11 protein-coding genes are annotated in these 11,100 nt (G+C 71.7%); all 11 read right to left on the bottom strand.

The window, feature by feature from the left end; all coding sequences use genetic code 11:
* On the bottom strand, positions 1-650 hold a 650-nt coding region (locus tag ACFW1A_RS32415; RefSeq protein ID WP_380415249.1), incomplete at its 3' end, for a maltotransferase domain-containing protein.
* Positions 651-731: 81 nt separating this feature from the next.
* Positions 732-1,328 (bottom strand): DJ-1/PfpI family protein, encoded by a 597-nt coding sequence (locus ACFW1A_RS32410; protein WP_380415245.1) that lies wholly within the window; start codon positions 1,326-1,328, stop codon positions 732-734.
* Between the two features lie 33 nt (positions 1,329-1,361).
* A complete protein-coding gene (locus tag ACFW1A_RS32405; protein ID WP_380415243.1) occupies positions 1,362-3,038 on the bottom strand; it encodes a thiamine pyrophosphate-binding protein in 1,677 nt (558 codons plus the stop codon).
* 126 nt (positions 3,039-3,164) lie between these two features.
* Positions 3,165-4,004, bottom strand: a complete 840-nt coding sequence (locus ACFW1A_RS32400) for a type 1 glutamine amidotransferase domain-containing protein (protein ID WP_380415241.1) — start codon at positions 4,002-4,004, stop codon at positions 3,165-3,167.
* 25 nt (positions 4,005-4,029) lie between these two features.
* A complete protein-coding gene (locus tag ACFW1A_RS32395; protein WP_380415239.1) occupies positions 4,030-4,728 on the bottom strand; it encodes an EthD domain-containing protein in 699 nt (232 codons plus the stop codon).
* Positions 4,729-4,747: 19 nt separating this feature from the next.
* A complete protein-coding gene (locus ACFW1A_RS32390) occupies positions 4,748-6,337 on the bottom strand; it encodes a GMC family oxidoreductase (RefSeq protein ID WP_380415237.1) in 1,590 nt (529 codons plus the stop codon).
* A gap of 41 nt (positions 6,338-6,378) precedes the next feature.
* Positions 6,379-7,929 (bottom strand): GMC family oxidoreductase, encoded by a 1,551-nt coding sequence (locus ACFW1A_RS32385; RefSeq protein WP_380415232.1) that lies wholly within the window; start codon positions 7,927-7,929, stop codon positions 6,379-6,381.
* Between the two features lie 64 nt (positions 7,930-7,993).
* Positions 7,994-8,296, bottom strand: coding sequence for a Nif11-like leader peptide family natural product precursor (locus ACFW1A_RS32380; RefSeq protein ID WP_380415229.1), 303 nt, complete (start codon positions 8,294-8,296; stop codon positions 7,994-7,996).
* Positions 8,293-8,628, bottom strand: coding sequence for a Nif11 family protein (locus ACFW1A_RS32375; RefSeq protein WP_380415225.1), 336 nt, complete (start codon positions 8,626-8,628; stop codon positions 8,293-8,295). The genes ACFW1A_RS32380 and ACFW1A_RS32375 overlap by 4 nt, the downstream gene beginning before the upstream one ends.
* 150 nt (positions 8,629-8,778) lie before the next feature.
* The gene (locus ACFW1A_RS32370) at positions 8,779-10,059 is read right to left on the bottom strand and encodes a low temperature requirement protein A (RefSeq protein WP_380415223.1); all 1,281 of its coding nucleotides are present in this window, start codon (positions 10,057-10,059) and stop codon (positions 8,779-8,781) included.
* Positions 10,060-10,117: 58 nt separating this feature from the next.
* Positions 10,118-11,059, bottom strand: a complete 942-nt coding sequence (locus ACFW1A_RS32365) for an NAD(P)/FAD-dependent oxidoreductase (RefSeq protein ID WP_380415220.1) — start codon at positions 11,057-11,059, stop codon at positions 10,118-10,120.
* Positions 11,060-11,100: the final 41 nt, after the last annotated feature.

Raw genomic sequence — 11,100 nt, 5'->3', positions numbered from 1 at the left:
GTCCCCGAACGCGCAGGTTCCAGGCTCGCGCCCTCCGACCGCGGGAAGAACTCGTACCACGACCCGTACAGCGCCCGCCGCCGCTCCACCTGCAGTCCGTAGGTCCGCGAGGAGGTGACCAGCTCGCGCAGCGGGTAGCGGGCCAGCACGGTCAGCACGCCCGGCAGCATCGCCCCCGCCAGCCGGGTCAGCGGGGCTCGGGTGCGGTCTCTCAGCGTGTCCACCGCGGTCAGCACCACGGTGCGCCCGCTCCCCCGCGGCACCCCGGCGGCGACCCGCTCCAGCAGCAGCGCGCCCTCCTCCAGGGTGAGTTCGATGTCCTGCCCGGCCGGCAGCTTGACCGAGGCGCGGTCCAGCCAGCTGGTCACCGGGTCGCTCCAGGCCTCCACCGTGTAGCTCCACCGGCCCAGCGTGGTCGCGGTGACCTCGGCGCCCCAGCGGTCGGTGCCGGGGGCGAGTTCGCGCATCGGCGTCCACGGTCCCGGCCGCCCCTCGGCATCGCGCAGCACCACGTTGGCGCCGAGCTTGCCGTGGCCCTCCCGGAAGACCGTGGCGCTGATCAGGAACGTCTCCCCCAGCACCGCCTTGGCCGGGCACCGCCCGTCCTCCACCACCGGGCTGAGGTCGAGCACGGGGATCCGGCCCACCAGTGCCTCGGCCACCGGTTCGCCCAGCGCCGCGCCGGCGTGCGAAACCGTGTCCGTCATCAGTCGTCTCCCCCTGTCGACCCGTCAGGACAGCCCGGCGTGACGCCGGCTGCCCCGCTTGGCAAGCTCTTCGATGATCTGCCGGGCGAACAGGTGGCAGTGGTTGCCGGTCCGGGCGGTGACCAGGTCCTCGTCCACCACCACGTCCTGGTCCACGTAGACCCCGCCCATGTTGGCCAGGTCGCCCAGCAGGTTGTTGTGCACCACGGCGCGCCGGCCGCGGATCACCGCGGGGACCGGCGCGGCCAGCCACATGCCGTGGCAGATGATCCCCTTGACGATCGCGGGGTCGGCGAAGGCCCGGCGCAGCAGTTGGGAGGCCGGCGGCAGCTGGTCCACCGACTCGGTGTAGCGCAGCCGGTCGGCGACGATCCCGGACGGCACGATCAGCGCCGCGTACTCCTTCAGGCCGTACTCGTCCAGCTCCTCGAAGGACTGGCTCACCTCGAAGGGCATCCGGTGCTCGTGGCCCCGGAAGACCAGCCGCTCGTTGCCCCACAGCCGGGTCATGAAGTGGACCTCGGCCCCCTCCTCGGCGAACCGGCGCTGGTAGTACAGGATCTCCGGCTCGTAGAAGTCGCTCTCCATCAGCACCGCGACCTTCTGACCGTTCAGCGCCACCAGGCACTCTCCTTCGCTAGGGCTCGCTCCGGTTCAGGAGGAGCGGCCGATCACCAGGTCGATCAGGAACGGGCCGGGGTGGGCCAGCGCCTCGGCGATGGCCGGGGCCACCTGCTCGGGCTTCTCCACCCGGGTGGCCCGCACGCCGAGCGACTCGGCCAGTCGGACGAAGTCGATCTCCGGCCTGCTCAGGTCGAACGGGTCCGGGAAGTCGTGGTGCTCGACCGAGACGGTCTTCCAGTACTCCTCGATGTTCAGGTCGAGCAGCCGGTAGCGGCCGTTGTTGCAGATCACGAACTTGGCCGCGATGTCGTAGCGGGCCGCGGTCCACAGGCCCTGCACGGTGTACATGCTGCCGCCGTCGCCGGTGAAGCCGAACACGGTGCGCTCGGGGTGGGCCAGCTTGGCGCCGATCGCGCCGGGGATGCCGACGCCCAGCGAACCGCCGCGGGTCTGGTGCCACTGGCCGGGCACGTTCGGCGGCAGGTGCTTGAACAGGCCGGGCGAGCTGGTCAGCGCCTCGTCGAAGAGCACCGCGTCCGGCGGCAGGTGCTTGGCCAGCTCCCAGCCGAACAGCTCGGCGGAGAGCGGGTCCTGGCCCACCCCGGCGATGTCGTGGGCGTTCGCCTCGATGGCCGCGATCTTCTTCTGCTGCTGCGCCGCGGTCAGCCGGGCCAGCGCGTCGGCCTTCTGCTCGCCGGTCTGCCGGCGGCGCAGCGCCTCGGTGAGCCGGGGCAGCGTGCTCTTCGGGTCGGCGAGCAGGCCCAGGTCCACCGGGAAGTTCTTGGCGATCGCGCCGTGGTCCAGGTCGAGGTGGACCACCTTGGTGCCGGGCGAGAAGACGCCGTCCAGCAGCGGGTAGACCTCGTTGAGCGTGTAGGTGCCGACGATCAGCACCCCGTCCGCCGGGTTGATCACCTTGGCGCTGGCCTCGCCGAACATGTGGCCCAACTGGCCGCCGAACAGGGGGTGTTCGAACGGCAGGTTGACCTCGGACCAGTCCGCGCCCCAGACCGTGGCGCCCCAGGCCTCGGCGAACTCGGCCAACTCGGCCTGGGCGCCGGAGAAGTGGACGCCGTCGCCGGCCAGGACCAGCGGGTGCCGGGCGCCGGCCAGCAGCGCGGCGGCCTGGTCGACCGAGCCGGCGTCCGGGATCGACGTGGTGGTCAGGTAGGAGGTGGGGACGGCGTCCTCGGTGGTCTCGGCGTCCATCACGTCGGCCGGCAGCACCACCATGACCGGTCCGTACGGCGGGGTGTTGGCGACCTTGAAGGCCCGCCGCAGCACCCGCAGGGTGGACTGCGGGTCCACCACCCGGGTGGCCCACTTGGTCACCGGCTTGGCCATGCCGACCAGGTCGGCGGCCATCTGGGCGTCCATGCTGTCGTAGGCCAGACCGGACTCGCCGACCACCACGACCAGCGGGGCGTGCCCGCGCATCGCCTGGTAGAGCATGCCGATGCCGTTGCCCAGGCCCACCCCGGAGTGCAGCTGCAGCAGGGTGGGCCGGCGGGTGGCCCGGGCGTAGCCGTCGGCGATGCCGACCACCACGGCCTCCTGCAGCGACAGGATGTACTCCAGCTCCGGGAAGCCCCGCAGCTCGTCCAGGAACCCCTGCTCGACGGTGCCGGGGTTGCCGAACATGTAGCGCACGCCGTCGGCCTTGAACTGTTCGAGCATCGCGACCCGCGCGGGCCTGCTGTTGGCCATCTCAGCCTCTTCTCTGCACGTCGGATCCGGGCGGCGGATCCGGGACGGATCGCGGTACGGGAACGGGCGGGCGGTCGCGCGGTGCGCGCCGGTGCGACCGCCCGCCCGGTCTGCGGGCGCCGGGGTTCAGCTGGCGGTGAAGCCCCACTGGCGCAGCCCGTGCTCCAGCACCTCGACGACCTTCTGGCCGGTCAGGTAGGAGTCGGGGGTGGACCGGCCGGTGATGAACGGGAAGTCCACGATCACCGAGGTCTCGTGGCCGAAGTTGCCGTGGTAGGCGCCGTTCGGGGCCGTCGCGTCGCGCAGGATGTACTCGAGCGGGTACGGCGGCGGACCGATCACGAAGTCGGTCCCCATGAAACCGGTGCTGTCCTTGTAGTCGTACTCGATGCAGTGACCCGTGACGTGCTTGTTCCGGATGATGCTGACCCGGTCGTCCATCTCCCGGGCGAAGGCCAGGCAGGCCACGCCGTAGCACTCCGCGGCCACCACCAGGCCGAGGTCGCGGAAGGCCAGGACCAGGTCGTGCACCCGCCAGTTGTTGCCCAGGTCCACGATCGGGCCGGAGCCGCCGACGATCAGCAGCGCGTCGTAGCGCTCGGCGATCTGCTCCTTCACGTGGTCGCGGCGGGTGTGGTAGGTCTCGAACGCCCGCAGGAAGTCGGGCCGGGCCCGGTACGGGCGGTCCGGCAGCCAGCCGGCGATGTTGATCGGGTTGTCCAGCCGGTCCGAGGCCTCCAGCTCCTTGACCTTGTCGGCCATCTCACCGCTGGTCACCGACTTGCCGAGCGGCGGGTCGATGTACTCGGGGTCGTAGCTCGGCGGCAGCGCGACCGGCCGCTTGCCGGTCGGCGTCGCGAAACTGACCTCGTAGCCGGCCTTGTCGAAGGTCTCCAGCGGCCCGACCAGTTCCTCGCCCCAGTAGCCGTACTCGGACAGCACGATGAGGATTCGCTTCTTCGCCATGGCGAAAGGCTCCTTTCCGGAGGTGTCAGCGCGGGGTCGGACCGATGATCCAGGTCTCGGTGGAGGCCAGCGAGAAGACGTACTTCGGGTCCACCAGGCCCTGCTGGGCCGCCTTCAGCTCGGCGAACCACGGCGAGGCCAGGGCGGCGGTCAGCGCCGCCTCGTCGTCGAACCAGAACTGCTCGACGCTGTCGAAGCCGGCCTCGCCGAACACGTAGGCGCCGTCCACGGTGTGCGCGTGCAGCGCCCGCCGCAGGCCCGGGGCCCCGGCCACCACCTGGGCGTACTCGCCCAGGGTGCGGCTGCGGTACTCGGCCAGGTCCAGACCGGGGGCGCGCTTGAGCAGCACGGTCAGCTTGACCCGGCCCGCCGGGCCGTCCTCCGGGCCGGGCACGATCTCGTGCGCGGTGGTGTCGACCACCAGGGTCTGCCAGAAGGCGGCCCAGGTCGGCTCGTCCAGCCGGGCGCCCTGGAGGAACTCGTCGGTCTGCAGCGAGGCGAGCTGCTCCTCGCCGTTGGCCAGCCAGATCTCGGCGATGCCCTGGTGCGGCAGCGCCGGAGTGCCCAGGTCCCCGTCGAACGGGATCCGGCTGTCGATCAGGTACTTGCGGATCTGCGGGATCTTCGAGGCGAACTTCACCGCGTGCACGTTCACCCAGTAGTCCTGGAACTCCTGGGTGGTCATCCCCGGCTTCGGCGCGGCCAGAATGAACTGATGGATCATCATCTCTCCTAGGGGCGGGTCAGAGCTGGTAGTCCTGCTTGATGAAGTCGGCCGCCCGCTCGCCGATCATCACCACGCTGGTGTGCGAGTGGCCGGCGACCATCGAGGGCATCACCGAGGCGTCCGCGACCCGCAGGCCCTCGATGCCGCGCACCTTCAGCCGGGGATCCACCACGGCGAGGCTGTCGACGCCCATCTTGCAGGTGCCGCCGTAGTGGTGGAACGAACCGGTGTTCAGGCTGCTCCAGGTCCGCAGCTCGGCGCGGGTGGTCACGTCCGGGCCCGGGGCCAGCTCGGTCAGGCCCCACTCCTTGGCGAAGGCCTCGGTCCGGTAGATCTCCCGGGCCACCTCGACGCCGGTGGTGATCCGGTCGAGGTCGTTCGGCTCGCCGTAGAAGTTGGGGCTGAACCGCGGCCGCAGCGTCGGGTCGGTGCCGGCCAGCCGCACCCAGCCGCGGGAGAGCGGGTGGACCAGGCCGGTCAGCGTGATGACCAGGCGCGGGTCGACGTCGTTCTGCTCGGTGATGCCGGAGTTGTCGCCGGTCACCTTCCACTCGGCCAGCCGGGCGATCAGCTGCTCGCCCCAGGGCGCCCGGGGCAGCAGCCAGATCTCCAGGTCGGAGACCGGCTGGCCCGGGTCGGAGGGGAGGAACAGCGCGGGCTCGTTGGCGGTGCCGGTGTCCGGGCCGGGGCGGTCCAGGTAGCCGGTCGGGCCGATCACCAGCGGCTGGTTCTGGTAGTTCTCGCCGACGCCCGGCAGCGCCTCGACCACCTCGATGCCGAACGAGGAGAGCTGGCCCGGCTCGCCGATGCCGGAGAGCATCAGCAGCTTGGGCGACTCGTGGGCGCCGGCCGAGACGATCACCTCGCGGTCGGCCCGCGCGGTCTCCGACCGGCCGTCGCGCAGGTACTCCACGCCGACGCAGCGCTTGCCCTCGATCAGCAGCCGGGTGGCGTACGACCCGGTGCGCACGGTCAGGTTGGGGCGGTCCTTGGCGGGCAGGTAGTAGCCCTGCCACACGCCGTTGCGCCGCCCGTCGGCGGTGACGTCCATGTGGTGGTAACCCGCCCCGGCCTCGGCCGCGTTGTGGTCCTTGACCACGTCGTAGCCGAGCTCGGCACAGGCGTCCAGGAAGGTCTGGGAGACCGCGTTGCCCTCGACGCCGGAGTCGATCACGTTGATCGGGCCGCCGAGGCCGGCGGTCGGGTTGGTGCCGTCCTGCTGGTTCTCGATCTTCTGCAGGTAGGGCAGCACGTCGGCGTAGGACCAGCCGGTCGCGCCGTTGTAGGCCCAGGCGTTGTAGTCCGCCGCCCGACCGCGCTGGTGGATGCTGTGGTAGATGTTCGACGACCCGCCCAGGCCCAGGCCGGCCGGGGAGTAGACCTGGTCGCCGCCCTGGCCCGCCTGCGGCTCGCTCAGGTAGGCCCAGTCGTAGCGGGACAGGTTGGTCTCGGCCCAGCGCTCCGGGTCGATCAGGACGTCCGGGTGGGAGTCGTCACCGGCCTCCAGCAGCAGCACCCGGGCGTTGGGGTTCTCGGTCAGCCGGGTGGCCACCACCAGGCCGGCAGCACCGCTGCCGACCACGATGAAGTCGAAGGTGTCAGTCATCTGTTGAGCGACCTTTCTCAGTCTGGCCGGCGCGTGGAACGTCAGCGCGCGGCAGAGGCGATCAGATCGGCGGCCTTCTCGGCGATCATGATCGTCGCGGCGTTGGTGTTGCCGGTGGTGATGGTCGGCATGATCGAGGCGTCCGCGACCCGCAGCCGCTCCACGCCGTGCACCCGCAGCTGCGGGTCGACCACGGCGTCCGGGCCCTGGCCCATCTTGCAGGTGCCCACCGGGTGCCACACGGTGGAGGCGTTCTCCCGGACGTAGCGGGCGAGTTCGGCCGGCGCGACGACCTCGGGACCGGGCGCGAGCTCGCGACCGCGGAAGGCGTCGAAGGCCCGGGAGGCGACGATCTCGCGGGACAGCGCCAGACCCCGGACCAGCACGCCCAGGTCCGCCTCGGCGGTCAGGTAGCGCGGGTCGACGATCGGCAGGTCGGCCGCGTCCGCGGAGCGCAGGTGGACCGAACCGCGGCTGCGCGGCTGCGCGAGGATCGGCGCGAAGGTGAAGCCCGGGGCCTCGGTCTTGTACCGGTCGGCGACGAACTGCACCGGACCGAAGAAGAACTGCAGGTCGGGCGCGCCGCCCGGGATCCCCTCGCGCTCCCGCGCCCTGGTGAACAGGCCCGCCTCGGACAGCAGCTGGGGGAACGGCAGGGGCTGCAGGCTCTCGTAGCCGACCCCGAAGAGCAGGTGGTCCTGCAGGTTGCGGCCGACCCCGGACAGCTCCTGCACCAGCGGGACGGCCTGCCGGGTCAGCTCCTCCTGCGGGCCGACACCGGACAGCATCAGCAGCTTGGGCGAGGCCAGCGCGCCGGCGGTGAGGACCACCTCGGCGTCGGCCCGCGCGGTCCGCAGCTGCCCGTCCTGCCGGTACTCCACGCCGGTGGCCTGCCCGCCGGAGATCAGCACCCGGCTCACCAGGGCGCCGGTCGCCACGGTCAGCCGCGGGTTGTCGCGCACCGGGTCGAGGTAGCCGACGGCGGTCGAGGAGCGCCGGTCGTCGGTGGTCCGGGTGGACTGGTAGTAGAACGCGCCGGCGTCCTGCCGGGCGCCGTTGTAGTCCTCCTCCGCCCCGTGGCCGAGTTCGGCCACCGCCGCGACGAAGGCCCGGGAGACCTCGCTGGGACCGTCGTAGTCGACCACCGACAGCGGCCCGTCGGTGCCGCGGTACTCGGAGGGCTTGCCGGCGTAGCTCTCGGCCCGGCGGAAGTACTCCAGCACCTCGGCGTAGGACCAGCCGCGGTTGCCCAGCTCGGCCCAGTGGTCGAAGTCGTGGCGGTTGCCGCGCACGTACATCATGGCGTTGACCGAGCTGCCGCCGCCCAGCATCCGCCCCTGGATCAGGTCGATCCGACGGCCCGCCAGGCCCGGCTGCTCGACGGTGCGGTAGGGCCAGTTGCTCTCCCCCGGACCCCAGAGCGAGAACATCGAGCCGAGGTCGGTGGCGTGCACCGCCGGTGACCCGTCGCCGCCGCCGGCCTCCAGCAGCAGCACCCGGCAGTCCAGCTGGTCCAGCAGCCGGCGCGCGATCACGCAGCCGGCCGAGCCGGCGCCCACCACGATGTAGTCGTAAGTCTCTTCACTCGCCACGGGATGTCTCCTCCTCCTGGTCCGGCGCGCACTGCGGCGGCGCCGGACGGGTCCGGGGTGCGGCTCAGGCCAGCAGGCCGGTCTGGCGCAGGCTCGGGACCACGTCCTCGACCAGGTAGTCCAGGTAGTGACGGCCCCACATGGTCGCCCAGAGCGGGAAGGTGTTGTCGAACACCTCGCCCCGGTGCTCGGCGAGCTTGATCTCCAGGCCCCAGACCAGCGGGTCGAAGTCCTCGTCGGTGAAGGGCAGTCCGAGCTCGGCCGCGGCCGCGAGCACCTCGGACTTGCCGAGCACCCGCAGCTTCTCCAGCAGCTCCTGGCGGTCCGCCAGCAGGGTGAGGAACTCGATCACGTTCTGCTCGCTCATGCCGCCGCCCCCTCGAGCCCGGCCACCAGCGCGGCGAACTCCTCGTCGGTGAACCGGGTGCGCACCCGGGTGGCCAGGTAGGCCAGGTGCCGCACGCCCCACATCTCGCGCCAGATCACGGCGTTGCCGTCCACCTCCTGGCGGTCCTTCTCCAGGATCGTGGTGATCTCCAGCGCGCCGACCACGGCCTCGATGTCGGCCTGGTCGAACTGGTAGCCCGCGTTCTTCGCGTGGAACGTCAACTGGGCCAGGCTGAAGCGGTCGTAGCGCTCCAGCAGCACGGGGTCGACCGCGACCGCCGTGAGGAAGTCGGCGAAACTCTGCCGGGACATGGGTGGGTGCCTCCTCGGTTCCGGGCCGGCGCGCGGCCGCCGTGGCGTGCGCCGGTCCCGGGTCCCCTTCATGCTCATCGCTGGGCTGACGGCGATTCAATGCGCACGCCAGGGGCGGTGCGAGAGTCCGAGGTCGTCCCCGGGACTACTTCAGGTCGTCCGTCCGGCACCGCGCCGCCACGCCTTCGGCACGTGCATGAAGATCACCTGCCGGCCGGTGGAGATGACCCAGTACTCGAACACGTTGAGCGCGATCACCAGGGCGGCCACCAGAGCGGTGACCGCGATCGCCGGCAGCAGCGGGGACAGCGGCATCACCGCGAGGCAGGCCAGCGCGGCCGTGAACCGGCTCAGCGCCGCACTGCCGTACATCCGCCAGCGGGAGTAGCAGAAGCCCAGGAAGTAGAGCCCCGCCCCCGGCGCCACCAGGCAGGCGGAGAGCTCGTGCCCGGACTCCAGCGGCGACTGGATCAGCGCCCGCAGCGAGACCGCGATGCAGATCACCGCGAGCAGGTAGCAGAAGTGCGCGTAGTGGAACACGTCGCGCAGGATCCTGGCCTGCACCGCGCTGGTCTCCAGCCCGTGCCGCACGGCCGGCGCCCCGAAGTGGAAGTAGGTCCACCACAGGCCGATCACCAGCACGAAGCCGATCGCCAGCGCCGCCAGCCGGATCCAGTTCAGCGGCACGGCCGCGGCCTGGGTGCCCAGGGTCACCACGGTCTCGCCGAGCGCCATGATGACGATCAGGCCGAAACGTTCCGGCAAGTGGGCCGGCTCCAGCCGGATGTGGTCCAGCCGGTGCCCGAGCAGGGCCGGCCCGGCCACCTCCAGCAGCGCACCGGCCGCCCAGAGCACCGACCGCCAGTCGCCGGGCAGCAGCGCACCGGCCAGGAACAGCGGCCCGGCGATCACCAGGCCGAGCGCGAACGGCTCCATCCGCAGTTCGCCGTAGAAGTGCAGCCGGTGCATCTCGGTCCACAGCAGCAGCCGCAGCAGGATGAAGCAGCCGGCGAAGAGCAGCCCGGAGCTCCCGTAGGCGTGCGGCACCGCCACCGCCATCCCCAGGCCGACCGCCCCGGTCAGGAAGAGCAGCAGCCGCCCGCGCGGGCCGTCCAACCGCTCGCCCGAGGCGTTGCCCAGCAGCGTCACGCTGTTCCAGCCCCACCAGAGCGGGATGGTGAGCACCACCGTGCGCAGCATGCCCGTCGGGCCCGAGGACGTGGCCAGGGCGTGGGCCAGCGCGGTGATCGCGAAGACCCAGACCAGGTCGAAGAAGAGCTCCGCCCAGGTGACCCGCTGCTCCCGGCCGCCGCCGGGCGGGTCGGGCGCCGCCTGCTCCGGCTGCTCCTCCTCCTCGTCGGGGATGTCCGGACCGAGGTCCTCGTCCGGTACCGTCGCCGCTCCGCGCGGCGCACGCGTGTCGTCTGCCATCAGTCGTCGTCTGTCATCAGTGGTCGTCCGCCATCGGTCGTCGGTCGTCGGGGCCGGCTCAGGCCGACTTGAGCTCCGGCGGGTACAGGAAGTAGTTCGCTGCCGAGGCGGCCTGCGAGCCCTCGTGCACCGCGGCGCTGACCTGGTGCGAGTGGAGCGAGGTGACGTCCCCGGCCGCGTACACCGCCGGGACCGAGGTCTGCTGCTCGGTGTCGACCCGGATGTAGCCGGTCGGCGCCAGCTCCACCCCGAGCTGCTCCGCGAGCCGGGTCTCCGGGGTGGCGCCCTGGATGCTGAACAGCGAGTCCGTCTCCAGCCGCTCGCCGCCGCGGGTGATCACCGCGCGCAGCCGCCCCTGGTCGCCCTCGACCCCGCGGATCTGGTCGTGCAGCACCGGGATGCCGGCCGCCCGCAGCCGGCGGCAGAGCACCTCGCTGATCTCGTTGCGGTGGCTGTTCGTCAGCAGCTGGACCCGGTCGCTGAGGCTGTGCATTTGCATCGCCTCCGCGGCCGCCGCGTCGGTGTGCCCGACCACCAGGATCCGCCGCCCGCGGTTCTCGTAGCCGTCGCAGGCGATGCACCAGAACATCGACTCCCCCACGTACCGCTCCCAGCCGGGGAAGTGCGGGAAGTGGTCCAGCACCCCGGTGGCCAGGATCAGCGTGCGGGCGGTGAAGGCGTGCGACTGGGAGCGCACGGTGAAGCCGCGCTCCGCGTCCCCCTCGGCGCCGATCACCTGGTGGTGACTCAGCCGGGCACCCGGGTAGTCGGCGAGTTGCTCGACCGCCCGCTTGCGCAGGTCCACGGTGGCGATGCCGCCCGGGAAGCCGATGTAGTTGCGGTTCACCTGATGGTGCGTCGAGCGGCCGCGGCCGCCGTCGAAGACCAGCACCTGCCGGTTGTAGCGGGCCAGGCAGAGCGCGGCCGACAGCCCGGCCGGGCCGCCGCCCACAATGATGGTGTCGGCCGTCGGGTGCCGTTCGGGGCTTGTCGCGGTCATCGTTCCTCTCAGCGGGGTGGGAGCGGGCGGCGGGGAAGCAG

This window comes from Kitasatospora sp. NPDC058965, assembly GCF_042741245.1.
In the GTDB taxonomy this organism is placed as follows: domain Bacteria; phylum Actinomycetota; class Actinomycetes; order Streptomycetales; family Streptomycetaceae; genus Kitasatospora.
The sequence above is the reverse complement of the archived record's forward strand: the minus strand, read 5'-3'. Positions and strand labels throughout refer to the sequence as shown.

Coding starts and splice junctions, on each gene's coding strand:
- ACFW1A_RS32395 (WP_380415239.1), bottom strand. CDS start 4,728: ATGATCCATCAGTTCATTCTGGCCGCGCCGAAGCCGGGGATGACCACC.
- ACFW1A_RS32380 (WP_380415229.1), bottom strand. CDS start 8,296: ATGAGCGAGCAGAACGTGATCGAGTTCCTCACCCTGCTGGCGGACCGC.
- ACFW1A_RS32400 (WP_380415241.1), bottom strand. CDS start 4,004: ATGGCGAAGAAGCGAATCCTCATCGTGCTGTCCGAGTACGGCTACTGG.
- ACFW1A_RS32365 (WP_380415220.1), bottom strand. CDS start 11,059: ATGACCGCGACAAGCCCCGAACGGCACCCGACGGCCGACACCATCATT.
- ACFW1A_RS32370 (WP_380415223.1), bottom strand. CDS start 10,059: ATGGCAGACGACACGCGTGCGCCGCGCGGAGCGGCGACGGTACCGGAC.
- ACFW1A_RS32405 (WP_380415243.1), bottom strand. CDS start 3,038: ATGGCCAACAGCAGGCCCGCGCGGGTCGCGATGCTCGAACAGTTCAAG.
- ACFW1A_RS32390 (WP_380415237.1), bottom strand. CDS start 6,337: ATGACTGACACCTTCGACTTCATCGTGGTCGGCAGCGGTGCTGCCGGC.
- ACFW1A_RS32375 (WP_380415225.1), bottom strand. CDS start 8,628: ATGTCCCGGCAGAGTTTCGCCGACTTCCTCACGGCGGTCGCGGTCGAC.